Source organism: Paenibacillus phytorum (assembly GCF_013141715.1).
GTDB lineage: Bacteria > Bacillota > Bacilli > Paenibacillales > NBRC-103111 > Paenibacillus_E > Paenibacillus_E phytorum.
In genome coordinates this window covers 17,446-39,856 of sequence record NZ_WHOA01000153.1, presented here as the reverse complement: position 1 = coordinate 39,856, position 22,411 = coordinate 17,446, and the positions used below count along the sequence as shown (strand labels likewise).

Sequence of the window (22,411 nt, the reverse complement as noted above, 5' to 3'; positions counted from 1 at the left end):
TTTTTGTTTTTTTTTTTTTTTTGGGAGAGAGATGCTAAATGCAGAGCTTATTTCTCAGAATCGACAAGTTAACCAGTTTCTAAACCAAGAAAAACAGAAACGTAAAGAACCAAGCCATAAGATTAAAGATATGAAATTTCCTGTTACTCCGGAGCAGCGTGCAGAGTTAAGAAAAAGAGCGGTCAAGGCTAAAAATGAAACGGAATCGAATACAAGGATTCTTCTACAAGCGCTGCAGCAGTATAAATTAAATCCAGATGCATTTCCAAGGCTTGAGTATCAGGACACCGGTGTTTACATGCATGCGAAGCCAACGTTATTTTATTTTGGGGAAAATTGAAAAATTATTTATTGATTTGGATGAATCTTCAAGACGCAGTATGGTGCACAGGCTGATTATGAATTACATCCGAATGGGGGTTCCCCAATCATGAGTTTTCATTTTAGTCAGGTTAATGCTATCGGGAGAAAAATGAAAGAAATGTTATTGGATCGAGAAGAGCAAGACTTAGGGATCCGAGGTCTATTAGCTATTCAAAAGTCTAAACAAACTTACGAACCGCTTAGAATACGCGCAGCCGATGTTGATTTCTTACGAGTGGAAGTCTTCTTAGAGGACATCTATGAATTATCAGGTGAAGTTGAAATTTCGATGGAACAGTTAATTGCGTTTGAAGAAGCGTTGTTTAAACTCATGGCTTACTTGGATAAGACACAAAAGAAGAAGAAACGAAAAGTGATCGAGAAGATTGTTGCATATATGGAGGCACATTATAACGAATCCATAAATCTGAATACGGTTGCAGAAACATTTTTTATGAATGCGTCTTTTTTAAGTAAAATTTTCAAAGAGGAAATGGACATTCCGTTCAGTAAATTTGTAATGGAATATCGGGACAACGGTTCGAATTGTCATACCTGTGTATAAAGACCTTACTTAATAATTTATGGATAGCTCTCCCAGTTGTAGCGCATAATAAAGCGGAACAAAGCACAGGTAATTGTTGCCATCGACAAAGAGGTGCCTCATCATGCGTTGGTTGACCGCTTTCAGACATAAACAGCCGAAAAATAAACTACAGGCTATCGTTGACAATATCCCGGCTACGCCAGAACCGTTGATTGAATCGTTTGCGGAACGAATGGCATGGCTTCGTACCGAGCTTGACCGCTGCTCGGACGTCGTATTCCGGGAATTCACGACCGAATCGGGTGTTCCCGGAGCAGTTGTTTTTCTGCAAGGAATGGTTGACCGGATGTTATTCGAGATTATAGTTGAAAACGGCCTCCAGCAATTAGGTACGGAACGGCCGGAGGCAGAGTTGGCGGAACGGATCAGCGGTTTGCCCGGATTGCCGATCTCGAGCATCATGCAGACGCTTAGCCTGACGCAAGCCTTGCAGTTGCTGCTTGAAGGGCAGATGCTGATGCTGCTTGAAGGGCTGAAATTCATTCAAATATTTCCTATTAGAAAGATCGAAAAGCGGGCGATCTCCGAACCAACCAACGAACCGGTTATCCGTGGGCCGCGTGAGTCCTTTGTTGAAGATTTGGAGACGAATATTACGATGATCAGGCGCCGGATCAAGCATCCGGCATTGAAGACGGAACGGCTCAAATTCGGTACTTATACTCAAACAGACGTTTTGCTGGTCTATATCGACGGCATTTGTAAAAAAGAGCTCATCGATGAAGTAAAGCTTCGTCTCGGGCGAATCGAAACTGACGGCGTGCTCGCTGCAAGTTACCTGGAAGAGTACATTGAAGACAATCCCTATTCGCCATTTCCTCAACTGCAAACCACCGAACGGCCGGATACGGTTTCAGCGGCGCTTTTGGAAGGCCGCATCGCCATACTCGTCGACGGAACGCCGATGCCTATTCTTGCGCCGGCTACCATGTTCATGTTTCTGCAATCGGCAGAGGATTACTACGAGCGTTATATTGCGGCAACCTGGATCCGCTGGATTCGCTACTTTTTTCTTCTTATCTCACTGATGTCTCCCTCTATTTATGTCGCGGTTATAACCTTTCACCCGGAGATGCTACCGCCTAATCTTCTCATTACTGTCGCGGCAGCAAGGGAGGGCATTCCCTTTCCCGCTTTCGTTGAAGCGATGCTGATGGAAATTACATTTGAAGCCTTGCGCGAAGGAGGGCTGCGGATTCCGAAGGCGATCGGGCAGACGATCTCGATCATCGGAGCGCTTATCATCGGACAAGCTGCCGTAGAAGCTGGTATCGTATCAGCCCCTATGGTTATTATTGTCTCGCTGACCGGGATCGCTTCCTTCGTCATTCCGAATTACTCGTTTGGCTTGACAATCCGGCTGCTTCGCTTTCCGTTCATGCTGCTCGCCGGAATGTTCGGTATGTTCGGTATTGTCGTATCGATCTTTATCATTTATTTGCACCTGCTGGGTCTTCGTTCATTCGGTACGCCTTATTTGGCGCCGACCGTGCCGCTCCGCGTTAAAGAATTGAAGGATGTGATTGTCAGGGCCCCTTGGTGGAAGATGAGCAGCAGGCCAGTACTCTTCGGCACCCAAGGCGGGACAAGGCAAGCCGTGACGCATCGCCCGGAAGTGCCCAAAGACTGGGAGGGCGATTAACCAATGCGAATATCCTTATTGTTGGGCCTTCGCAATCGCCTCAGTTTAGGGGTCTACCTGGTTATGCTCCCAATGCTTCTTTCGGGGTGCTGGTCGCGAGTAGAAATCAACGACCGGCTTTTCGTCACGGCTATGATGGTCGATGCGGGGGAAAAGGAAGATGAGTTTAAGCTGACACTGGGGTTCCCAATGGCTAGCCGGATGTCAAGTCTTCAAAAAGGAGCTGGGGGAGGAAGTGACAGCAACCCCTACATGACGGTGACGAAGACAGGAGAATCGATTGCGGCAGCTTATCGAAAGATCCAATCCGATCTCTCGCGCCAGATCAATTGGGGCCATGCCCGAGTTATACTCGTCGGCGACAAGATGGCCAGAAGAGGACTGCGGCCCATTCTGGAATTCGCCCTCCGGCAGCCATCGTTTCATACCAAAGCCTTTGTCTATCTAATCGCCGGGGAGACAACGTCAATGGAAGGAATTATTCCCATACCGGAGCGATTTCCGTCGGAGATGCTGCGGGAATTGGCAGCCCAGCGGTCCATTATCGATGCGAAGGTTAGAGACCTGCTGCTTGGCGGGCCTGATTTGAGTGATGGGCTTATCGGCCGATTGAAAGTGGAGAAAGAAGCAATGGGCAGTGAAAAAGGCAAAACAGGCATACGGGTGATCAACAACGGGGCGGGCATGATCAAGGACGAAAAGCTGATCGGTTACTATGATGTTCCACAAATGCGCGGCGCATTGTTGATCATGGGGCGCCTGGAGAATGGGCTCATTTCAGTAGCCTCTCCTACGGACGGAAAAACAGTGGATTTAATAGTCGTCCAGGTGAAATCCAAAATCAAGGTGGAGACCCGGGGGGATCGCGTTTTATTCCGCATCCTGATAGATGCGCAAGTTGAAGTGCTTGCCTCCGCATCTGACATTGATTTGCAAAGCCCTGCACAAATCAAAAAGCTGGAGGCAAGGCTGAACGATCAGTTAAAAGATCGTGTTGTCGGAGTATTGGAGAAATCGCAGCGGATGGGGGCGGACGTTTGCCAATTGGGCAACTATTTGGATTGGTATAAGCCTTCCGTGTGGAAACGGTGGAAAGCAGATTGGCATGGTCATTACATGAACGATGTCGATTTTAAAGCGGAGACCGACGCTCATATCCAACGTCTTGGAGCGGAGCGCAACCCTTATTGGAAGCTCAGTAAACCGCAGGGAGAGAAAAAATAGCGAATGATTTTGCAAGGAGGAATCATGAATGGAACGCATCTCCCAATCCCAATTGATCATGCTTTTAATATTGATCTTTTACGGCCCAGGCATCGGGTTTTTTATTACCGGAATAAGTCAAGGGTCGGGCTATGCGGGTTGGATAAGCCTGATCGCGGGTTGGGCGGGCGCATTGGCGCTCATGTTTCCCATCTTGAAAGTGGCTTCCAGCCGTCCTGACGAATTTATTACCCGTTTCGGAGGGCAATTGATAGGGAGATGGCTGCATATGCTGTTCATGTTCATCTATTTATTTTACTCCATGTACATCGGGGCGGGTATTATACGGGAACTGAGCGATTTTATGACGCTCGTATATTTGCCGCTCACTCCCAATTGGGCCATCGCTTCGTTATTTGGATTTAGCGTCATATTGGCCGTCCGATCAGGGATCGAAAACATTTTCCGCGCCGCCTCAGGATTAATTTTTTTTGTGGCCGTCGTCGTATTTCTGACCCCCTTCCTGCTCGGAAAGGAGCTCGCTTGGCCGATGGCGGGGGCATTTATCCGTCATTGGGAACTTCAGCCAATATGGGTAGGATCGATCAATACCGTAGGGTTCTTCAATATGTCCATGGTGCTTTTTATTTATCCGCATCTGCAAAACAAAGAAAAGACGTTCCGTTCCTTGGCTATTGGAAGCGGCTGCGGAGTGATCTTGGTTATATTCACTTATATGATTTGCATCATGTGTTTCGGCGTGAATTTGACGGCTCATTTGTCATATCCGATGATGGAAATGTTCCGTACAATCCGGGTAGGCGATTTCCTGGATAATATGGATCCGTTTTTTATCGGTACTTCGATGTCAAGCTTATTTATAAGAGTCTGCATTTTTTTGTATATCACCATTTCCGGCATAGGACACATGTTTGGGTTGAAGCACAGCAAGCCGCTTGCTTTTTCCATTGGTGCGGTGATGATCGGAATGTCCAATCATATTGCTGAAAACATAACTGAACACCAGGAATTTGGGAAGAAAGCTTTGCCGGTATTCCACTTGTTGACCGAGTTATTATTGCTTCTATACTTGTTGGGTTTATGGCGGCATAACCGGAGCCCTCGCGAACACGACCCAGCGGAGGAATAGAGCAGCCATTTGATGAAAGGGAAGAAAACGGATGATTTTGCTGGTGATAGCTTACATCGTGATTGCATGGATCGAATGGGTCTATTTGAAAAGCAATACGAAGAAACCACGAACGAAATGGGTGGTATTCGGATTCATTGCGTTCTCGTTCTTCTATAACGTATTTGTCCTTTATGTAAAAGACCTGCTGCCTACCCCGCACGCTCTTCTCATTCGATTCTTCGGGCCGATACAAAAAAGTATCACGGGAGGTTGAACTTCTGGAAATTCCATTATGTGTAAATCAGAGAATGTGTCCCATGCATGATTTTTCTATAAATCCAAATAATAATCATTATTCGGGTTTAACAAGGTATTGTACGAAGAAAAATTCAACCCGATTTATTTTGACCAAAAGAATATTAAGGTTACAAAAGTTAATATAGCAACTTAAAATAATCTGTAGTTAAGTAGGTCACTTACATGTGATTTGCTTATTTTTTTGCTTCAAAAACAGAAATAAACTTGTTATGCAAATAAACTGTCATTCAACATTACAAAAATACCGATAAACGACATTTTATATTACAAAATGTGCTATTTTTTATTTACAGAAGCACCTTAAACGATACTAATTAAACGACAAAACAAGTTACAATTCACATTCATAAATAATAACTGTAAATGTTTCAAAGTTTGTTGTAGTTTTTGTTTCAAAAATAGGATTATACATTTTCCTGCATAAAAATACAGATATATTAAAAAGGGAACGAAGGATAAAAAAATATCCTTCGGGAAAAATGGATCCGGAAATTTTGTGCGAATACTATTACGAATACGCAGAAGAATTTTTATATTAGATAGACGAAGGTGGCAGTTGCAGCTCCTTTTCAGATGTTCACAAAACACCCAATTATGAGCATGTCCATACAAAAGACAAAAGAAGCTGCCGCGGCACCTTCTTTTGTCTTCACAAAATCTCGAGACTCTGAAGGTTTTTCTTATGCTAAGATGGATCGAGTATTACGGAGGATATATTTCATAAAATCGGAGTCTACCGAAACGCTTCCAATGACTTTGAGTTTACGCTTTTTTACGTCTAAGCTCATCAACTGATCCGTGAGGACGACACCGGTGAACGGCAGTCCTTCTGGAAGAGGAACTTCAAAGGCGTAGTCCTTTGCTTGATTAGTGATCGGACACACAAGTGCAAATCCAGTCAGATCATTAAACTCTGCTTCAGATAGTACGATTGCAGGACGGCGACCAGAATGTTCTCGCCCAGCTTGAGTGTGAAAGTCAAGCCAAACCAGGTCTCCGCGGTCTGGGGTGGTCAAATTAGTTCGTCTCCTTAAATACCGAGGTCGATTTCTTCGTGACGGGGCGAATCAGGTTTGATTTTCGAGAGAAGCATCTTCAGATGAGCACGCAACTCCTCGTCCTTATCAATTAGAATCCAGTTTGGACGAGGTACGCGTGCTATCGTTAACGCTACTTTTTTCTGTTTACTTCACGTATCAGGGTGGACTTTATATGAATGATCTCTTAACAGCCCTATAGCGTGGTTTAGTTGCTTCTCAGTGTATGACTTGGGCCGGCCCTTCTTTGAAGCCTTCCTTCAGTTTTGCTACAGCCTTACCTTCTTGCGTACGTTCTACGCTCATGTCCCTCTCGAACTCAGCCATAGCGGCGAACACAGCAAGCATAGCCCAACCTATTGGCGTGTCTTCCAGTAGCCCCATGTTCAGTATTTGAAAACGCACACCCCTACTCAATAATTCCTTGACCATCGTCATACCGTCCACCGCTGTACTAGCGAAACGATCGAGTTTAGTTACCATAAGGGTATCACCACGGTGTAGATCCGCTAGTAGGCGTTGAAGCTCTGGGCGATCCTTATGAGTACCCGTTAAGTTATGACACCGATTCATGCCCTTCTAAGTTATGATACCGATTGAACAAAAAGAAAACGTCCTCCATTTAGAAAACGTCTTACTTAGATTCCTTAGATCAAGGGTAGTTACAAAAGCTTTAGTATTCGTCGAAGTTTAAATGAATCTTGAAGTGGGCAGATTTATAGAATAATTTGGTTTTTTTTACCACAAAATAAGGCTCGATATTATAAGGAGGATTTACGATGCAACTATTACCACGTGAGGTAGACAAGCTCATGATAGTGGTGGCAGCTGATCTTGCTAAAAGAAGGAAAGACAGAGGACTGAAATTGAATTATCCCGAAGCAGTAGCTTTCATTACTTATGAGGTGCTAGAAGGTGCCAGAGATGGAAGAACTGTAGCAGAATTGATGGAATATGGGGCGACTATTTTGACAAGGGATCAAGTAATGGAGGGAATATCAGAAATCATTGATGATATTCAAGTAGAAGCAACATTTCCGGATGGAACGAAATTAGTAACTGTACATAATCCAATTCGATAAAAAACGATAGGTGGCAGACTTAAATGGAGATAGAAATGGAACCAGGTCAATTAATTTTAAAGGAAGAACCGATTATTTGTAATGAGGGAAGAACAGCATTGAAGGTAAAAGTAACCAATATAGGAGACCGACCAGTTCAAGTTGGTTCACACTTTCACTTTTATGAAGTAAATGAAGCACTTCAATTCAATAGGGAGGAAGCTTTCGGAAAACGATTAAACATTCCTGCTGGTGCTGCTGTTCGTTTTGAACCGGGTGATGAAAAAGAAGTGGAAGTGGTTAATTATGCTGGAAAACGCGAGGTATATGGATTTAATAATAAAGTAGATGGATCTCTGGAAAGAGGGCGGAACCAATGAGTTTTAAAATGACAAGAAAGCAATATGCCCAAATGTATGGTCCTACTACTGGCGACTCCATTCGCTTAGCGGATACAGAATTATTTATTCAAATTGAAAAGGATTATACAACTTACGGTGATGAAGTCGTTTTTGGCGGAGGGAAGGTAATTCGTGATGGAATGGGTCAGCATCCTCTTGTTACTAGAGGGGATGGAATTCCAGACGTTGTGATTACGAATGCTGTCATTTTAGATTATACAGGGATCTACAAGGCAGATATTGGGATTCGTGATGGAAAAATTTTTGGAATTGGGAAAAGCGGAAATCCTTTAATTATGGATGGAGTAGATATAGTAATTGGAGCTTCGACAGAAGTCATTGCTGGTGAGGGAATGATTGTCACCGCAGGCGGACTGGACACCCATGTTCATTTCATTAATCCAGGCCAAGTGGATGTTGCACTTTCCGCAGGTCTTACCACATTAATTGGCGGGGGAACGGGTCCAACCGCTGGCTCAAGGGCAACAACCGCTACACCAGGGGAATGGAATATTCACCGGATGCTTGAAGCAGTAGAGGGGTTTCCTATTAATATTGGACTCACTGGAAAAGGGCAGGCTGCAACGGAAGAACCTTTAGCAGAACAAATCCGTGCAGGAGCAATTGGACTAAAAGTTCATGAAGATTGGGGGGCAACTGCTTCAGCGATTGACCATGCACTCGGAGTGGCGGATAAATTTGACGTTCAGGTGGCACTCCATGCGGATACGTTGAATGAAGGTGGATTTGTCGAAAATACGATGGCTGCGATTAAAGACCGAGTTATTCATATGTATCATACGGAAGGAGCAGGTGGAGGACATGCCCCGGATTTAATTAAATCCGCAAGCTTTATGAACGTACTGCCTTCATCAACAAATCCAACCTTGCCATATACCGTTAACACAGTCGACGAACATCTAGATATGTTAATGGTTTGTCATCATTTAAATCCGTCTGTACCTGAGGATATTGCCTTTGCAGATTCACGGATTCGTAAAGAAACCATTGCTGCCGAAGATATCTTGCAAGATATGGGGATTTTCAGCATGACAAGTTCAGATGCTCAGGCAATGGGAAGGATTGGCGAGGTTATCATTCGAACATGGCAAGTAGCTGACAAAATGAAAAAACAAAGAGGTTCCTTGGAAGGAGATAGCAGATTTTCGGACAATAATCGGGTAAAGCGTTATGTTGCTAAATACACAATTAACCCTGCCATTACTCATGGGATTGCTGACTATGTAGGTTCAGTAGAGGTAGGGAAAATCGCTGATCTTGTTCTTTGGTCACCTTCCTTTTTCGGTGTGAAACCTGAGTTAGTTCTAAAAAGTGGTTTTATTGTGTATGGAATGATGGGTGATGCAAATGCATCCATTCCAACTCCACAACCGATTATTTGTCGACCAATGTATGCAGCTTGTGGGAAAGCTTTATCAAAAAGTACGATAACATTCCTCTCTCAAATCGCTTTTGAAGAAAAAGTACATGAAAAATTAGGATTAGAAAAAATGATACTTCCAGTTCATGGAATTCGAAAATTAACGAAAAAAGATATGAAACTTAATTCTGAAACACCTGAGCTCACAGTTGATCCACAAACTTACGAGGTAAGGGTAAACGGAGAACTCATCACATGTGAGCCAGCTCATAAAGTTCCAATGGGTCAAAGATATTTCTTATTTTGAGGTGATAAAGTTGATAATCGAACGAATTGAAACAAATATCGAAAGTATGGAAAAAGAAGAAGTTATTAGACGCCATATCGAAAAAGTTTACCTTGAAAGCTCTCTCTTAATGAAACGAATACAACGGGTTAAAACGGACCATGGGAGAGAAATTGGCATTCGATTAAAAGAGTCTCGTGAATTGGCGGTTGGTGATGTTTTATATATGGATGATCGAAATATGATCGTAGTTGATGTTCTTGCTGATGATTTATTGGTGATTAGACCGCGTAACCTAAATGAAATGGGGACAATTGCCCATCAATTAGGGAATCGACATCTTCCTGTACATTTTGAAAATAACGAGATGATGGTGCAATACGATCACCTTGTAGAAGAGCTTTTGAAGGAACTTCATGTTCCCTTCACACGTGAAGAGCGAAAAGTGAAGCAAGCCTTTCGACATATTGGCCATAGCCATGGATAAGATTCTTTCTTTGTTTCAGCTATGTGATTCGAACTTTCCAACTGGGGCATTTAGTCATTCCTACGGTCTTGAGAGTTATATTCAAGAAAATATCGTAGATAACCCAGATACATTCACACGGTGGCTTCATGTTTATTTAAACGAGCAGCTCGTCTATTCGGATGGGCTTGCTTGTCATCTTGTTTATGAGGCATTGGAGGAAGAAAATTTCCATAAAGTGTGGAAGCTGGATCGACTGCTGACTGTGCAAAATCTGCCTAGGGAAACTAGAGAAGGTACCCAAAAAATGGGAGATCGCATGTTAAACCTTGTGGGAACATTATATGATGCACCTATACTGGCAGCTTACAGAAAAAGAATAAATGAAAAACAATCTTTTGGACACCCTGCGATTGTGTTTACTATGATTGCACAATACCTTGAAGTACCGAAATGCACAACTATTCTATATTATTTGTATTCCGTTGTTTCAAGTCTTGTCCAAAATGCTGTACGGGCAATCCCTTTGGGGCAGACAGCAGGACAGAAAATTATTCATGAAATCCAGAGCGAATTAATAAGAGCTTCTGAGAAAATTCAGCAGATGGATGAAGAATATTTTGGCATCGTCTCTCCGGGATTAGAAATATCGCAAATGATACATGAACGTGTAAATATACGTATTTTCATGTCTTAACATGTTGAAAGGGAAGTGTAAATTTATGGGACTAATTAAAATCGGAGTTGGGGGCCCTGTTGGAGCCGGAAAAACCATGTTAGTGGAAAAGTTAACCCGACATTTAAATGATGAATTAAGCATGGCAGTCGTTACAAACGATATTTATACAAAAGAGGATGCTAAATTTCTAATGCAAAATGGTGTCTTACCGGGAGATCGTATTATTGGAGTAGAAACTGGGGGATGTCCGCATACAGCCATACGTGAAGATGCTTCTATGAATTTCGCGGCGATTGATGAATTAAAGGAAAAACACCCGGATTTGCAGCTCATATTTATTGAAAGCGGTGGGGATAATCTAGCTGCTACATTTAGTCCGGAATTAGTTGATTTTTCAATTTACATTATTGATGTAGCCCAAGGTGAAAAAATTCCGCGTAAAGGAGGACAGGGGATGATCAAATCTGATTTGTTTATTATTAATAAAACAGATTTGGCTCCATACGTTGGAGCGTCCCTTGATGTAATGGAGTCTGATACAAAAATTTTCCGAGGAGATAAGCCATTTGTATTTACAAATTTAAAAGACAATTCAGGATTAGACAATGTCATTAATTGGCTCAAGCAGAATGCGCTATTAGAAGGGTTAGCTTAAAATGGGGGATTGGACTGGCGAATTAAGATTAGAGGCAGAGGAACGGAACGGAAAAACAGTCGCAAAAAAAGTGTACTTCCAAGGTGCTTTAAAAATCATGCGTCCAGTTTATCATGATAATTCAGGTCAAGCTTGTTATTATCTTTTAAATCCTGGTGGGGGTTATTTAGATGGTGATCGTTATAAAATAAAAATTTCTTTGGAGGAAAAAGCCAAACTTACTTTAACAACCCAATCTGCTACAAAAGTATATAAAACACCGAATAGTCATGTTTATCAGGAAACAGAGATATTTCTTAAAGAAGGCAGTTTTCTTGAGTATTTACCCGATCCACTCATCGCCTACCAACAAGCAAGGTATAAACAAAAAAACACGATTCACATGGATAAAAATGCAACATTTCTTTATACAGATATCATAACACCTGGCTGGTCTCCTAAGGGTGAACGTTTCAGTTATGAAAGTATTCAATTGTTAAATGAGATTTATATCGATAACGAGCTGGCTGTATATGACCATATTAAATTGAGTCCGTCCACCCAAAATATGAGTGGGCTTGGATTCATGGAAGGCTTTACACATTTAGGTTCCATGATTGTGGTGGGGGAACAATCAGATAGTCATTTTATTGATCGGCTATTTCATGTAATGAATGAAAGGACAGATTCATTTAAATCGGGAATATCCCTTTTATTTGTTCCAGGATTTATCATTCGCGTTTTGGCAAACTCGACACAAGTGATCGAAAGAATATTTACGGAATGTCTTCATATCATTAGACAAGAATGGTTTAATACCCATCCTAGCTTCTTAAGAAAATATTAAAACTCGTAAACATGGCAAGCATTTGGCTCTGCTGTGTTTTTACTACCGTAACCTATGGATTTAATTACTTTACTTTTCATTAAAGTAAAGGCAGCACTTTTCTTGCTCCTAGAAAAAGCCATGAACACAAAACAAAAGGCATTGTAAGTGCTGGAAGACCATATGGCAAAAGCCAAGTTAACATACTAGCTGTAACAGGAACAGTTAAACAAGCTGCAAAAATCCCCGTTAGAGGAGCAAAACGCTGATCATCCTTAAAGACAATGGACACACCAATAATAGTTAAAATGGCATTGTAACCATAAAGCCCCATAAAGATTAAGTTGTGTTCTCCTCCAAGACAGTAGGATGTTATTAGAGCTTCAGCATTTCCAATTATGGCATAGAGACCAAATTTCCACCCAGCCGAAAAGACTGCAATATAAAGTAAAATACCAGGTAAGCTATTATCAAGGAAGAAAATTTGCCCGATTCCATTAATACTTCCGTTAAGCCAATTTGTCTCTCCTTTTATATTTAGTGTCCAATGAGATAAATCTTGTGGTATAAGTTCAGGACTTAACTTAAACGTAACCAATCGATAAGTTGTCAGTAGTAAAAACCATGTAAGGATTATGAAAGGAAATGTAAGAATAGGAAGCCCAGTATTTTTCATTACATGGGTCACCGCTGCTGAAAATATTGCTGCAATAGCAGCGCCAATTAAGGAAATGATCCACCGGTCTTCGCCACTTAAAAACAATGAAAGTGCCATTCCTGTTAGCTCAGAGTTATACCCAAACAAACCTCTATTGACAGATTAGACGAGAATTGAAAGAAGAACCAAAAACAATAACTAAAAACAATAACATGCAGTGATCTAAGTGGAATTTATTTTAGCTAACTAAAAGTGCATAGACATGCATAAAGGCATAAATGCTTTTTTTTATTATAAATAATTATGAAACAGAGCCCATATCGGGATAAAGGAAAAGGCAAAGTGCTTTTAATTATGAAACAAAATAAACGGAGCGCCGCGGGTTTTCGGGCTCCGTTTTCTAATTAATTCTGGAATATCACTTTTGTCAAATTCCAGAATTATTTAGAATTGTTCCATAATTCGTTAGACGATTTGTTGCAGAATTCGTTAAAAAACTTCGGATTTGTATAATAATTCATTGCAATGTATAATAATTCATTTATACCTAGTCTGGTACCTAACCAGACTAGGTATTTTTAGTTAAAGGGGAGGACAATCGTGCTTAATTATAATTTGTATTCCTTTCATTCATTATACTCATACTAATTTGAGGTGTATGCTCAATGGGAACAAAAATTTAAATTATAAGAGTGATATCATGAATAAAACATTTGAAAACAAGGAGTCTGTAATTACGGGGGCAGCTAATAAAATCGGTTTTGTAGGCTTAGGTGAAATGGGATTACCTATGGCTTTAAATTTACAAAAGTCAGGTCAATTGTTGGAGAAAGTCATTGGTGGAAATTTTTTTTATAAATTAGAAATTGGTGAAATTAATTTACAGTTTTGAATTTATGTGATACTGTTGATCTTGCCAAACATTATAAACATTAGGAGGGGAATTCATTGAGATTAGAAAAGTTCCGTGGAATCATACCGGCTTTTTATGCATGCTATGACGATCAAGGAGATATCTCAGAAGCCCGAACCAACGCATTATGTGATTATTTGTATGAAAAAAAGGTTAACGGCGTCTATGTCGGAGGAAGTTCTGGTGAGTGTATCTACCAAAACCTAGACGAACGTAAAGCGGTGCTTAGCTATGTAGCCAACCGTTTGAAAGGCAAAATGACGTTAATCGCCCATGTGGGGGCACCTTCTACAAGAGACAGCATTGAATTGGCGAAACATGCAGCAGCTTTGGGATATGATGCCTTATCTGCAATTCCGCCTATTTATTTTAAGCTTCCGGACAGCTCGGTTTATAAATATTGGAATGAAATTATCGAAGCAACTCCACTAGATTTCATTATATATAACATCCCTCAAACGACAGGTTATACGTTGACGACATCGCTATTCGAGAAACTTCTTGCCAATCCTAAAGTTATTGGAGTTAAAAACTCATCGATGCCAACGATGGACATCGAACGATTCAAAAGAGTCGGCGGAGACAATGTCGTCGTATTTAATGGCCCGGATGAACAGTACGTCGCAGGAAGAATTATGGGCGCTGATGGCGGAATCGGAGGCACCTACGCGGCTATGCCGGAACTATTTTTGCAGGCGAATGAATTCTTCCTTCAAGGCAAGTTTGAAGAAGCGAAACGTATCCAAAGCCATATTAATGACATCATTATCGCGCTATGCTCGCTGAATGGGTCCATGTATGCCGTTATTAAAGAAGTTCTGAATCGTAGAGGCGTAAACATTGGCAGCGTTAGAGGGCCGCTCGAAGGAATTAGCAACGAAGATATGGGACGAATCGATAACATTATTACTATGATCGATGAAGCGACTCAACAATTCTGCAAATGATGAAAAAAACCATTGTTCGCCTTTGGATATGGTTGTGATCATGCTAGGAACCAATGACACGAAAGAACGCTTCGGTCTTACTTCTTATAATATTGCTCAAGGCATTGTCAGACTCGCGAAGAAGACCAAAGGGACGGAGTCAGGAATCGGCCGTCAGACGCCCGAGGTTCTAGTCATTGCATCACCTCCGATAGGAAAGAAGTACATCGATACGCCAATAGGACGAGCGATGGGAAGCCAGTGCAGCGAAAAATCGTTGGAGCTGGCGGAACATTTGGAAAGTTTGCTTAGAGGAACAGGCATTCATTTAGCGGATTCCAAAGACGAAGTAGCCATGAATGAGATTGACTATATGCATCTGGATGTAGCTGGTCATCGAAAGATGGCGAAATTTATACAGAGACAGATCACAAATATATTAGACAAGGGGTAAATCTATGATGAAAAACAAACGCTTTCCTATAGCTGTTTTGGCTTTGACGATGTTGGCTTCGATTGTTGCAGGCTGTACAAGCGGTAATAAAGAAGCTACCAATACTAGCAATGCAGGACAACAATCTACCGGTAAAAAGGTGGAGCTGAAAGTGTGGCTGACACCACAGTGGAAAGGTGTTATGGATTCCACAGAACCAGGCGCTGACTATGACAGCTTCTTGAAAGCCGCGGCTGACAAATTCACGGCGCAATACAAAAAGTATGATGCCAAAATTAAAGTAGAAGTTATTGCAGGCGACCAACGCGATCAGCTTCTCAATGTCAACTTAAGCAGCGGCACGGCGCCAGATGTATTTTTTGAAAGCGTTTTTGCAATGGGCGATTATGTTCACCGCGGTGCCTTGGTACCGTTAACTGATATTGTGGATGATGCATCCAAAGCCGATATTTCCAAAAACTTCTGGGATGCGGTGACCTTCGGTAAAGATGTTTACTTCTATCCGTTCCAACATAATCCAGGAACTTTGGTCTATAACGCGGACATGCTCAAAGCAGCTGGACTAGAGAAGTTCATCGGTGGACCGAACGAAATTAAGACATGGACATTAGCGGAGTATGAGCAAATTCTGAAAGGTCTGAAAGACAACCTGCCGAAAGACAAATATTCCAATGCTTATCCGATGTCACTTTATGCTGTCAATAATCAAGGGGATACATGGAACCTTGCGTATATGAGAATGTTCGGCAATAAATTCTTTGATGATAAAGGGAATATCGTTCTAGATGATGCGAACGGTGTTAAGGCTGCGTCTTGGTTGAAGAAAATCAGGGATGCAGGTTACACGAATCCGGGACCTGAATCGGTATCGTCCAATGATGCGAACGGCATGTTCCGCAATCAGCAGCTAGCGATTAGCTTCACGAATCCAGTCTTGTTCAATAATACCAAAGCGGATATGGCTAGCGGCAAAAGCGCCAAGTTCGATGCACGTCTTGCCAACATTCCGTCCGAAAGCGGAGATCCGTTGTCCTTTACGTACGTAGTAGGAGCGAGCGTTTTCCAAAATAAAGACAAAGCGAAAGTCGAAGTAGCCAAAGATTTTGTTAAATTCTTCTCCACAGATCCGGAATTGGTCAAGGCGTCCAAGAATGGTATCCCTGTAAGAAGTTCCGTTTCCAAAGAACTTAAGGACGTAAACCCACTCTTTGCTGCTTATGATGCAAACTCCAAGTATCTGTTTAATTTCAGCGGCAACGTTCCAGGCTATAGTCAATTAAGAGAAGTTCTTTATCCAGAACTTCAAGCCCTATATACAGGTTACAAAACACCTGAGCAGGTTGTGAAGGATTATCAAACCAAAGGCAATAAGGTCATTCAATCCAATAAAGAGAACTCGGTTATTTATCAAACGAAGTAATGAATAATCAATAAACGATTAACGGCCTTAGGATCAACGAGATCCTAAGGCTGCTAATTAGAAAGGAAAACCGATATGAGAATACGTAGTCAATCCATCAAAGATAATATCACCGGTTACTTGTTTATTTCTCCGCAGATGCTGATTTTCTTAGTTTTCTTGGTATATCCGATTATTGAAGGTATAAGACTTAGCTTGTATCGGATCAATTATCAATCTGAAAAGTTTGTTGGACTGGACAATTACGTCGCGCTGTTTAACGATCCAGTATTTTTTAAAGCGCTTATCAACACGGTTGTGTTCGTTGTTTTTATCGTTATTCTTACGGTCGGATTCGCGTTGTTTGTAGCTTCCGCTGTATTTGACAAGAATGCCAAGTATGTTTCATTCATTCGAGGTAGCTACTATGTACCCGTAATGGTTTCTATGGTTGTCATGAGTATGGTATGGAGTTTCTTACTGAATCCTGCTAATGGGCTAATTTCTTATTTCTCGCAGGAAATGGGTCTAGGCACTGTTAATTTACTGGGGAAAACAACAACGGTTATGCCGGTTATTATATTCGTAACATTCGCTACAAATGTTGGGCAAGCGATCATTCTCTATATCGCCGCGATGCTAGGTGTACCTAAGGATTTGTTTGAAGCGGCAGAAGTGGATGGCGCGAGCAGATGGCAGGTTATTTTCAAAATATTAATTCCTTCTGTCCAATCCACAACGGTGTATATTGTGATCATCAACATCATTGCTGTTTTGAAAATATTCGTTGTTATTCAGCTCTTAACAGGCGGAGGACCGAATAATTCTTCCGTGACGCTGATGTACTATCTCTACAATAACGCATTTAAATATAATCAACTTGGCATGGCTTCTGCTGTTGGGGTTATTATGTTCGTGATTACGCTATTGTTGTCCGTGCCTCAGTTAAGAAGCTTAGTCAAGGAGAAGTGAGGGGGGGATTCAGCATGTCGAAGTCTAACAACAAGAAGAAAATGGAGCGATTTGATCTCATATCGAATGTGATCATCTTTATCTTCGCGATTTTTAACTTGTTTCCATTATATTGGTTGTTTACAAGTTCACTTAAGAACAGCTCGGATGTTGTGAAAATGCCGCCTGACTGGTGGCCTACCACGATCACTTTCTCCAACTATGCGGACGTGTTTCAAAGTCAACCGGCTTTAAGATGGGTATTCAACAGTGTGTTTGTTTCTGGCGTCACCACGGTCCTTGTGATCGCTGTCGGAGCGATGGCTGCTTACGCCTTTTCGAAAATTACGTTCAAAGGCAGCAATATCATCTTCATCATTTTTGTTTCGAGCTTGATGATTCCTAAAGAAATCATGATTGTCCCTTTATTCCGAATCACGCAGCAATTCGGGATGGTTAACAGTTACAGCGGCATGATCTGGCCGAACGTGGCCACTGCATTTGGTGTGTTTTTGTTAAAAGGCTTCTTCGATGCGACTCCGAATGCGTTAAGAGAAGCCGCTAGGATTGACGGAGCCGGGGAATGGAAGACTTTCATGCAAATTATGCTGCCGATTGTTAAACCAGGTATTGGCGCATTATTTATCTTAAACTTCGTTCAAGTATGGAACGATTACTTATGGCAGTCCGTTGTTGGACAAGAGAAAAACATGAAAACGTTAATGGTCGGTACTGCAACCTTAATGCAGGATCTTAATCCGAATTTCGCATATAAAATGGCGGGTGCAACGGTCGCTGCAATTCCAATGCTGTTAATCTTCGTATTATTCCAGCGTTACTTTACCCAAGGAATGACGGCCGGTGCAGTTAAGGAATAAAAATTTAAGTGTGGAGTTGGAACCGGATGGATACAAATAAAACTATTCTGGATATGATAAAAAGAAAATTGGTCGTTTCTTGCCAAGCTTTGCCGGAAGAACCGCTGCATAGTCCTTTTATTATGGGGAGAATGTCCTATGCGGCATATTTAGGTGGAGCCTCGGGGATTCGTGCAAATAGCGTAGAGGATATTCAAGAAATCAAGAAACATGTGAATTTACCGATTATCGGGATCATCAAACAAGTGTACAAAGGCTCCGATGTCTTTATCACGCCTACTCAGAAGGAAGTAGATGCGCTTTATCAGGAAGGCGTAGATATGATCGCGATGGATGCGACCGATCGCATTAGGCCGGATGGTTCTACGATATCGGAGCTATTTCCGGGGCTAAGAGCGAAGTACAAGGATCAGCTCTTTATGGCGGATTGCTCCACCTATGAAGAAGCTGTCAGGGCTGCTGAGCTTGGGTTTGACTGTGTGGGTACAACGTTATGTGGTTATACCAAAGCGACGAAAGACAAATCATTGCCTAATTTCGAATTGGTTGAGAAACTCGTGACCACGTTATCCATTCCCGTCATCGCAGAGGGTGGCATATCGACACCCGAGGAATTGAGAAAATTATTTGATCTAGGTATCTATTCGGCTGTTGTGGGATCAATCATTACGAGACCGATGGAAATTACCAAAAAATTCGTAAGGGCTATCCTATAAACCATGACAATGAAAATCTTAGCGGCGGATATTGGCGGTACCAACACCAAGATGGGCATTTGCGATGAACGAGGAAATATCGAACAATTTAAGGAATATCCCACGGAAAGCCTGATGGGAGGCCCACATGTCATCGAAAAATTGCTTAGCGAGCTGGCGGCATATGCGGATTACGATGCCATCGCGATTAGCACAGCCGGACAAGTCAATTCCGATGAAGGGTATATTGTGTATGCGAATGACAATATTCCCAATTACACAGGAATGAAAATTAGGGAGATTGTTGAAAATCGCTTCCATAAGCCTGTTATGGTTGAAAATGATGTCAACGCGGCAGCATTGGGCGAGGCCTATTTTGGCGTAGGGGAATTGTATCAGGATTTTTTATGTCTTACGTTCGGGACCGGTATCGGCGGATCTATCGTCATCGATCGTCAAATATATCGAGGAGCTAATGGGGTGGCCGCGGAATTCGGCCATATCGTTACTCATCCGTTATCGGGAAAGAGCGATGGGGAAGGTAAGCCTTACTATGAAACCTACGCCTCAGCGACAGCATTGGTTCGAATGGCTCAACAAGTGGATTCGGAATGTGTGGACGGGAAGGTTTTTTTTGGTAAGATAAGATTAGGAAACGAACCATTACAACAAATCTTACATGCTTGGACGGCTGAGGTAGCCATAGGTCTAGCTTCTCTCATTCATATTTTTAATCCCTCGGCGATCATTGTAGGGGGCGGTGTGATGGAGCAAGATGAGCTAGTTCGGTTAGTCGAGGTACAAACGCAAGAGTTGATCATGGAAAGTTTTGCAGACGTGAAAATTCTTAAAGCTTCCTTGGGAAATAAGGCTGGTTTATTGGGCGCGGCCTCATTATTCTTACGCTGAAAGAGGCGCAATAGCATCACTACTGCGCATCATGTCTGAATCTTGGAGTTAAAGAGGGTGACAGTTTGCGCGCAATCAATATTTTTACAACCATTCATTCTAAATATAACAACCTGACAACTACGGAAAAAAAAGTGGCGGACTATGTCCTGGAGAACTTGAACAGTGTTGTCTATATGTCGATTACGGACCTCGCAGATGTTTGTGGAGTTGGCGAATCCAGCATATTCAGGTTTTGCAAGTCCTTGAGTTATAAGGGCTACCAAGATTTCAAAATTGCTCTGGCGCATAGCATCACCGTGGAAAATGAAATTCCGCAGCTGACTGAGAAGGTTTTGATGAATGATTCAATCGGACAAGTTGCTTCCAAGGTGTTGTCAACCAACATCAGTGCGTTGAACGAAACGTTTAATTTAATTGATAGCTCCAAAATCGATGAAGCCATTAACTTTTTGCTCCAAGCAGAAAAAGTTATATTTTTCGGTGTAGGCTCATCATTAATGACGGCTATGGAAGCGAAAATTAAGTTCATGCGCATCACGAACAAAACGGAATGCACAATCGATTCACATCTTCAGATGATGTCGGCGGCATTGATGACGAAACGGGATGTCGCTGTGATCATCTCGTATTCCGGTTCAACCAAGGATTCGATTGAGGTGGCGAAAAAGGCAAAGGAAAGCGGGGCAACCGTCATTTCGATTACACGCTTTGTAAAGTCTCCATTAACTTCGTATTCTGATCTTACGCTGTTATGCGGCGCAAATGAAGGTCCTCTGCAAGGTGGTTCCTTGTCGGCGAAAATTTCGCAGCTCTATTTGTTAGATGTCTTATATGTTGAATATTTCAAAAGATCCTACGAGGAATCGATTAGGAACAAGGAAAGTACAGCGGAGTCCGTGGTCGTGAAATTGCTTTGAGGTATTACACATGTACAACTGGGGGAATGGACCATGATTTTAGGTGCTATGTCATTGTGGGAAAAGCAATGTAAATTTGAGCATACAGTTATCGCGACGGCCTTAGAGGAACTAAATCTACTGTTTAAAGGAAACTCACCTGAAGGTCGAGTTGAGATCAACGGTGATAAGATGTACGTATCGTTTATGGAATTCGATGCTAAACCGATGGATGAGCAACTTGCCGAGAAGCACGAGTCATATATTGATATCCACTACCTGATCGAAGGCGAAGAGACGATCGGTTGGTCTTCGCAGCGGGAAGATGTCCAAGCGGTTAGAGCCTATGATAGTGAACAGGATTATGCGTTGTATGATCCTTCGTCAGACGAGATTTTACTTCATCTCAAGCCTGGCATGTTCGCCGTCTTTTTCCCTAACGATATTCATAGACCTGGCATGGGGCATTCATCGAAAATCAAGAAAGCAGTAGTCAAAGTTCATGTGGGGCTGTTACATCCATAGTGCGTACCCTTTGCTAACGAAACGAGACCAGTTTATGAGCCGTTTATAATCATTGCGAGGGGATAGAGGAAATGAAAAACGTTCGTTTCGGAGTTGTCGGCAGCGGCTATTTTGGAGGGGAACTTGCAAGGGTTTTGAACCAGCTTGAGGGTTCACGGGTTGTTGCCGTTCATGGTGGAAGCAGAGTAGTCTCGTTGTCCGAGGAGCTGCAATGCGAAGCGATTGACCGCTTGGAGGATATGGTGAATCGGGATGATATTGACGCTATTGTAGTGGCCAGCCCGAACCACGTTCACAAAGATCCGGTTATTCAAGCCGCCAAGCATGGAAAGCATGTGTTCTGCGAAAAACCGATTGCCCTTACATCGAGCGATTGCGAAGAAATGGTCGTGGCGTGCCGTGCATCCGGCGTTTTGTTTATGGCCGGTCATATCATGCATTTCATGAACGGCGTACGCCAAGTCAAGCAATGGATCTTAGACGGAGAGATCGGCCGTCCGATCGTTTGCCATTCGGAAAGAACCGGCTGGGAGGACCAACAGACGACCGTCAGCTGGAAGAAAAACAATGCCACCTCTGGGGGCCATCTGTTTCACCACATTCACGAACTTGATTTTTTGCAAGCGATTATGGGACCGGCGGTTTCGGTTTGCATGGCCGGAGGCAATTTGGCGCATCAAGGGGAAGGCTTCGGCGACGAGGAGGACGTCTTGTTGCTGACACTGAAATTCGCCGACGGGACGCTCGGCACGATGCAGTACGGGTCCGGATTTCGCTGGGGCGAGCATTTCGTCAAAATTAACGGAACGGAAGGCGCCATTCTTCTCGATCTAAAAAATTCGAAGGTCGAACTGAATAAAGGCGGATATATCACCAGCCATAATTTGAATTACTCTGCGGAGGAGGACCTGGAACGCGCGCAATCGTATCAAAAAGTCGACAGCGGCGTAGCCTACGGGACTGCTGTTTCCAAGATGCCGCACTGGTTGGCGACACTGATCGAGAAGGAAATGACGGCATTCCGGGACGCCGTTCAAGGGAAGCCGGTGCAGGAAAGCTTGCAATCGCTGTTCGACGGGACCGCAGCCACAACGTCCATTGTTACAGCTGAGGCGGCGATGGCTTCTCTCCGTACGAAGAAATGGGTCTCCTTGTGATGACACGAAGG

Annotated in this window: 26 protein-coding genes and 2 pseudogenes; 25 read left to right on the top strand and 3 right to left on the bottom strand. The window is 42.7% G+C overall.

Features of this window, described 5'->3' with window-relative positions; all coding sequences use genetic code 11:
• From GC098_RS39610 to GC098_RS23470, 6 genes and pseudogenes are all read left to right on the top strand, one after another.
• Positions 1-340: pseudogene (locus GC098_RS39610) on the top strand (hypothetical protein); the annotation flags it as partial.
• A gap of 90 nt (positions 341-430) precedes the next feature.
• Positions 431-928, top strand: coding sequence for a helix-turn-helix transcriptional regulator (locus GC098_RS23490; protein WP_171645647.1), 498 nt, complete (start codon positions 431-433; stop codon positions 926-928).
• A 103-nt stretch (positions 929-1,031) separates the two neighbouring features.
• Positions 1,032-2,612 carry a spore germination protein gene (locus tag GC098_RS23485; RefSeq protein WP_171645646.1) on the top strand — a complete coding sequence of 527 codons (1,581 nt, stop codon included), beginning with the start codon at positions 1,032-1,034 and terminating at the stop codon, positions 2,610-2,612.
• A gap of 3 nt (positions 2,613-2,615) precedes the next feature.
• Positions 2,616-3,836 carry a Ger(x)C family spore germination protein gene (locus tag GC098_RS23480; RefSeq protein WP_171645645.1) on the top strand — a complete coding sequence of 407 codons (1,221 nt, stop codon included), beginning with the start codon at positions 2,616-2,618 and terminating at the stop codon, positions 3,834-3,836.
• Between the two features lie 28 nt (positions 3,837-3,864).
• Positions 3,865-4,965, top strand: a complete 1,101-nt coding sequence (locus GC098_RS23475; protein WP_171645644.1) for a GerAB/ArcD/ProY family transporter — start codon at positions 3,865-3,867, stop codon at positions 4,963-4,965.
• A gap of 31 nt (positions 4,966-4,996) precedes the next feature.
• On the top strand, positions 4,997-5,221 hold the full coding sequence (locus GC098_RS23470; RefSeq protein ID WP_171645643.1) for a hypothetical protein: 225 nt from the start codon (positions 4,997-4,999) through the stop codon (positions 5,219-5,221).
• A 724-nt stretch (positions 5,222-5,945) separates the two neighbouring features.
• Here GC098_RS23470 and GC098_RS23465 read toward each other — a convergent pair.
• Positions 5,946-6,281, bottom strand: a complete 336-nt coding sequence (locus tag GC098_RS23465; RefSeq protein ID WP_171645642.1) for a type II toxin-antitoxin system PemK/MazF family toxin — start codon at positions 6,279-6,281, stop codon at positions 5,946-5,948.
• A gap of 240 nt (positions 6,282-6,521) precedes the next feature.
• Positions 6,522-6,875: a recombinase family protein gene (locus tag GC098_RS23460; RefSeq protein WP_246358881.1), complete on the bottom strand. Its 354-nt coding sequence runs from the start codon at positions 6,873-6,875 to the stop codon at positions 6,522-6,524.
• 206 nt (positions 6,876-7,081) lie between these two features.
• On the opposite strand from GC098_RS23460, the gene GC098_RS23455 reads away from it, so the two are divergent.
• The 7 genes from GC098_RS23455 to GC098_RS23425 are packed head-to-tail and all read left to right on the top strand — an operon-like array spanning position 7,082 to position 12,057.
• Positions 7,082-7,384 (top strand): urease subunit gamma, encoded by a 303-nt coding sequence (locus tag GC098_RS23455; protein WP_171645641.1) that lies wholly within the window; start codon positions 7,082-7,084, stop codon positions 7,382-7,384.
• A 35-nt stretch (positions 7,385-7,419) separates the two neighbouring features.
• Positions 7,420-7,743 (top strand): urease subunit beta, encoded by a 324-nt coding sequence (gene ureB / locus GC098_RS23450; protein ID WP_171645650.1) that lies wholly within the window; start codon positions 7,420-7,422, stop codon positions 7,741-7,743.
• Complete coding sequence (ureC, locus tag GC098_RS23445) at positions 7,740-9,452, top strand: urease subunit alpha (protein ID WP_171645640.1); 1,713 nt, start codon at positions 7,740-7,742, stop codon at positions 9,450-9,452. The genes ureB and ureC overlap by 4 nt, the downstream gene beginning before the upstream one ends.
• A gap of 10 nt (positions 9,453-9,462) precedes the next feature.
• Complete coding sequence (gene ureE / locus GC098_RS23440) at positions 9,463-9,918, top strand: urease accessory protein UreE (protein WP_171645639.1); 456 nt, start codon at positions 9,463-9,465, stop codon at positions 9,916-9,918.
• Complete coding sequence (locus GC098_RS23435) at positions 9,911-10,594, top strand: urease accessory protein UreF (protein ID WP_171645638.1); 684 nt, start codon at positions 9,911-9,913, stop codon at positions 10,592-10,594. The genes ureE and GC098_RS23435 overlap by 8 nt, the downstream gene beginning before the upstream one ends.
• 25 nt (positions 10,595-10,619) lie before the next feature.
• On the top strand, positions 10,620-11,231 hold the full coding sequence (gene ureG, locus GC098_RS23430) for an urease accessory protein UreG (RefSeq protein WP_171645637.1): 612 nt from the start codon (positions 10,620-10,622) through the stop codon (positions 11,229-11,231).
• 1 nt (position 11,232) lies between these two features.
• The gene (locus tag GC098_RS23425) at positions 11,233-12,057 is read left to right on the top strand and encodes an urease accessory protein UreD (protein ID WP_171645636.1); all 825 of its coding nucleotides are present in this window, start codon (positions 11,233-11,235) and stop codon (positions 12,055-12,057) included.
• Positions 12,058-12,136: 79 nt separating this feature from the next.
• Here the strand turns inward: GC098_RS23425 and GC098_RS23420 are convergent, their stop codons facing one another.
• Positions 12,137-12,841: an urea transporter gene (locus GC098_RS23420; protein WP_281367115.1), complete on the bottom strand. Its 705-nt coding sequence runs from the start codon at positions 12,839-12,841 to the stop codon at positions 12,137-12,139.
• Positions 12,842-13,394: 553 nt separating this feature from the next.
• Between GC098_RS23420 and GC098_RS23415 the strand changes: the two genes are divergently transcribed.
• The 12 genes and pseudogenes from GC098_RS23415 to GC098_RS23365 all read left to right on the top strand — a co-directional run bounded on the left by GC098_RS23415 (position 13,395) and on the right by GC098_RS23365 (position 22,400).
• Positions 13,395-13,586, top strand: coding sequence for an NAD(P)-binding domain-containing protein (locus GC098_RS23415; protein WP_171645634.1), 192 nt, complete (start codon positions 13,395-13,397; stop codon positions 13,584-13,586).
• Positions 13,587-13,642: 56 nt separating this feature from the next.
• Entirely contained in the window at positions 13,643-14,554 is a 912-nt protein-coding gene (locus GC098_RS23410) for a dihydrodipicolinate synthase family protein (protein ID WP_171645633.1), read from the top strand.
• A gap of 28 nt (positions 14,555-14,582) precedes the next feature.
• On the top strand, positions 14,583-14,987 hold the full coding sequence (locus GC098_RS23405; RefSeq protein ID WP_171645632.1) for an SGNH/GDSL hydrolase family protein: 405 nt from the start codon (positions 14,583-14,585) through the stop codon (positions 14,985-14,987).
• Between the two features lie 4 nt (positions 14,988-14,991).
• Positions 14,992-16,407 carry an ABC transporter substrate-binding protein gene (locus GC098_RS23400; protein ID WP_246358879.1) on the top strand — a complete coding sequence of 472 codons (1,416 nt, stop codon included), beginning with the start codon at positions 14,992-14,994 and terminating at the stop codon, positions 16,405-16,407.
• A gap of 75 nt (positions 16,408-16,482) precedes the next feature.
• Entirely contained in the window at positions 16,483-17,358 is an 876-nt protein-coding gene (locus GC098_RS23395) for a carbohydrate ABC transporter permease (protein ID WP_171645631.1), read from the top strand.
• A 14-nt stretch (positions 17,359-17,372) separates the two neighbouring features.
• Positions 17,373-18,215: a carbohydrate ABC transporter permease gene (locus GC098_RS23390; RefSeq protein ID WP_171645630.1), complete on the top strand. Its 843-nt coding sequence runs from the start codon at positions 17,373-17,375 to the stop codon at positions 18,213-18,215.
• 26 nt (positions 18,216-18,241) lie between these two features.
• Positions 18,242-18,931, top strand: a complete 690-nt coding sequence (locus GC098_RS23385) for an N-acetylmannosamine-6-phosphate 2-epimerase (RefSeq protein WP_171645629.1) — start codon at positions 18,242-18,244, stop codon at positions 18,929-18,931.
• Between the two features lie 9 nt (positions 18,932-18,940).
• Positions 18,941-19,819 carry an ROK family protein gene (locus tag GC098_RS23380; RefSeq protein WP_171645628.1) on the top strand — a complete coding sequence of 293 codons (879 nt, stop codon included), beginning with the start codon at positions 18,941-18,943 and terminating at the stop codon, positions 19,817-19,819.
• A 65-nt stretch (positions 19,820-19,884) separates the two neighbouring features.
• Positions 19,885-20,739: a MurR/RpiR family transcriptional regulator gene (locus tag GC098_RS23375; protein WP_171645627.1), complete on the top strand. Its 855-nt coding sequence runs from the start codon at positions 19,885-19,887 to the stop codon at positions 20,737-20,739.
• A gap of 33 nt (positions 20,740-20,772) precedes the next feature.
• The gene (locus GC098_RS23370) at positions 20,773-21,243 is read left to right on the top strand and encodes a NanQ anomerase/TabA/YiaL family protein (protein WP_171645626.1); all 471 of its coding nucleotides are present in this window, start codon (positions 20,773-20,775) and stop codon (positions 21,241-21,243) included.
• A gap of 56 nt (positions 21,244-21,299) precedes the next feature.
• Positions 21,300-21,662: pseudogene (locus GC098_RS41695) on the top strand (Gfo/Idh/MocA family protein); the annotation flags it as partial.
• Entirely contained in the window at positions 21,663-22,400 is a 738-nt protein-coding gene (locus GC098_RS23365) for a Gfo/Idh/MocA family oxidoreductase (protein ID WP_376773934.1), read from the top strand.
• The last annotated feature ends 11 nt before the right edge of the window (positions 22,401-22,411 follow it).

Coding starts and splice junctions, on each gene's coding strand:
- GC098_RS23490 (WP_171645647.1), top strand. CDS start 431: ATGAGTTTTCATTTTAGTCAGGTTAATGCTATCGGGAGAAAAATGAAA.
- GC098_RS23485 (WP_171645646.1), top strand. CDS start 1,032: ATGCGTTGGTTGACCGCTTTCAGACATAAACAGCCGAAAAATAAACTA.
- GC098_RS23480 (WP_171645645.1), top strand. CDS start 2,616: ATGCGAATATCCTTATTGTTGGGCCTTCGCAATCGCCTCAGTTTAGGG.
- GC098_RS23475 (WP_171645644.1), top strand. CDS start 3,865: ATGGAACGCATCTCCCAATCCCAATTGATCATGCTTTTAATATTGATC.
- GC098_RS23470 (WP_171645643.1), top strand. CDS start 4,997: ATGATTTTGCTGGTGATAGCTTACATCGTGATTGCATGGATCGAATGG.
- GC098_RS23460 (WP_246358881.1), bottom strand. CDS start 6,875: ATGAATCGGTGTCATAACTTAACGGGTACTCATAAGGATCGCCCAGAG.
- GC098_RS23455 (WP_171645641.1), top strand. CDS start 7,082: ATGCAACTATTACCACGTGAGGTAGACAAGCTCATGATAGTGGTGGCA.
- ureB (WP_171645650.1), top strand. CDS start 7,420: ATGGAACCAGGTCAATTAATTTTAAAGGAAGAACCGATTATTTGTAAT.
- ureC (WP_171645640.1), top strand. CDS start 7,740: ATGAGTTTTAAAATGACAAGAAAGCAATATGCCCAAATGTATGGTCCT.
- GC098_RS23435 (WP_171645638.1), top strand. CDS start 9,911: ATGGATAAGATTCTTTCTTTGTTTCAGCTATGTGATTCGAACTTTCCA.
- ureG (WP_171645637.1), top strand. CDS start 10,620: ATGGGACTAATTAAAATCGGAGTTGGGGGCCCTGTTGGAGCCGGAAAA.
- GC098_RS23425 (WP_171645636.1), top strand. CDS start 11,233: ATGGGGGATTGGACTGGCGAATTAAGATTAGAGGCAGAGGAACGGAAC.
- GC098_RS23415 (WP_171645634.1), top strand. CDS start 13,395: ATGAATAAAACATTTGAAAACAAGGAGTCTGTAATTACGGGGGCAGCT.
- GC098_RS23405 (WP_171645632.1), top strand. CDS start 14,583: ATGGTTGTGATCATGCTAGGAACCAATGACACGAAAGAACGCTTCGGT.
- GC098_RS23400 (WP_246358879.1), top strand. CDS start 14,992: ATGATGAAAAACAAACGCTTTCCTATAGCTGTTTTGGCTTTGACGATG.
- GC098_RS23395 (WP_171645631.1), top strand. CDS start 16,483: ATGAGAATACGTAGTCAATCCATCAAAGATAATATCACCGGTTACTTG.
- GC098_RS23390 (WP_171645630.1), top strand. CDS start 17,373: ATGTCGAAGTCTAACAACAAGAAGAAAATGGAGCGATTTGATCTCATA.
- GC098_RS23385 (WP_171645629.1), top strand. CDS start 18,242: ATGGATACAAATAAAACTATTCTGGATATGATAAAAAGAAAATTGGTC.
- GC098_RS23380 (WP_171645628.1), top strand. CDS start 18,941: ATGAAAATCTTAGCGGCGGATATTGGCGGTACCAACACCAAGATGGGC.
- GC098_RS23370 (WP_171645626.1), top strand. CDS start 20,773: ATGATTTTAGGTGCTATGTCATTGTGGGAAAAGCAATGTAAATTTGAG.
- GC098_RS23365 (WP_376773934.1), top strand. CDS start 21,663: ATGGCCGGTCATATCATGCATTTCATGAACGGCGTACGCCAAGTCAAG.